The 276-nt window shown below is 52.9% G+C and carries 1 protein-coding gene; it reads right to left on the bottom strand.

All coding sequences use genetic code 11. The annotated features are described in order from the left end of the window. Positions 1-15: 15 nt before the first annotated feature. Entirely contained in the window at positions 16-180 is a 165-nt protein-coding gene (locus tag SB786_RS36165) for a hypothetical protein (RefSeq protein ID WP_155753953.1), read from the bottom strand. Positions 181-276 lie beyond the last annotated feature (96 nt).

Here is a 276-nt window from a genome sequence, read left to right as displayed (position 1 = left end):
CGCATAGCTTTTCCTTCAAGCGTGCGTGGTGTGACGCACCGCGCCAAACCGGAGCGTCACGACTGCCTTGAGTCCGTGGAAGCCCAGCACGACCGGAAATGCGACCAGCGCGCCGATCAACTGAGCGACGAATGCGATAACCGGCAAACCGATCACCGCCGCAATCAAAAACACGCCCATGTTACCCTCCTTTGAGTTCCATTGAATTAATTATAGCATTATGGCTGATAGAAAGATATCAAAATATCGTCATGCCGCCTGTTTCGCGATTCCGAG

Origin of the sequence: Burkholderia sp. SIMBA_062, from assembly GCF_046534765.1 — a bacterium.
Classification (GTDB): domain Bacteria; phylum Pseudomonadota; class Gammaproteobacteria; order Burkholderiales; family Burkholderiaceae; genus Burkholderia; species Burkholderia ambifaria.
The sequence above is the reverse complement of the archived record's forward strand: the minus strand, read 5'-3'. Positions and strand labels throughout refer to the sequence as shown.